General features: G+C 67.5%; 1 protein-coding gene. It reads right to left on the bottom strand.

Annotation, left to right across the window (positions count from 1 at the left end; translation table 11 throughout):
- The coding region (locus EN750_RS36480) for an ABC transporter permease subunit (protein ID WP_145968293.1) at positions 1-930 on the bottom strand (930 nt) is incomplete at both ends.

Below are 930 nucleotides of genomic sequence, written 5' to 3'. Positions count from 1 at the left end.
GGACATAGAGCAGCCAGGTCAAGGGCAGCGACATCGCCACCATGATGAAGGCGTAGGGTGCCGCCGAGGCATAATCAATCTCGCCACTGTAGGACCAGAACGCCATCGCCAGCGTGCGGGTGCCGTTCGGCGCCAGCATCTGGGTGGCGGTCAGTTCGTTCATGATGCCGAGCGCCACCAGCGCCATGCCGGCCGCGGCACCCGGCGCCGACAGGCGGATCGTCGTCGACCACAGCGCCTGCAGCGGCGGCCGGCCGAGGCTGGAAGCGGCGCGTTCGAGCTCGACCGGCGCCTGCGCGATAGATGCCCGCAGGCTGACCAGCGCGCGTGGCAGGAACATCAGCGCATAGGCCACCAGGATGGTGAACAGGGTCTGGTAGAGCGGCAGCGCGATGCGCACGGTGATGGTGACCAGCGCCAGTGCGATGACGACCCCGGGCAGCGAGCCGACAATGTAGTTGCAGCCCTCCAGAAGACGCTGCAATGGCCCCGGCGCGCGGATCGAGATCCAGGCCATCGGCATGGCGGCGACGGTGGCGAGCAATGCGCCGGCGAGCGCCAGGAACAGCGTCTGGCCAAGCGCCAGGCCGATCTCGTCCAAGCGCCAGACAGCGGCGCCGCCGGCGGCAAGCCAGCCGCCAATTGTGACGAACGGCACACCGAGCGCCAAAAGCGAGGTGACGACAAGCAAGAGCAGGCTAGGCAGGGTGGCGCGTCCGAGGCTTGCGCGTTGTTGATGGCGCGCCGCGCCTGAGCCGACGCGGGCATAGCGCTCCTCGCCTCGCACCAGCACTTCGAGGCCGAGCAGCACGAAGCAGCAGCTGACCAGCACGCCGGCCAGCATGTTGGCGGCCGGTCCATTGAAGGTCGACTGGAACTGGTCGACGATCGCCGTGGTGAAGGTGTCGAAACGGATGAAAACATAGAGGC

The sequence above is a fragment of the Mesorhizobium sp. M7A.F.Ca.ET.027.03.2.1 genome (genome assembly GCF_003999175.1).
Taxonomy (GTDB): Bacteria; Pseudomonadota; Alphaproteobacteria; order Rhizobiales; family Rhizobiaceae; genus Mesorhizobium.
This window is presented reverse-complemented; position numbering and strand designations above follow the sequence as displayed.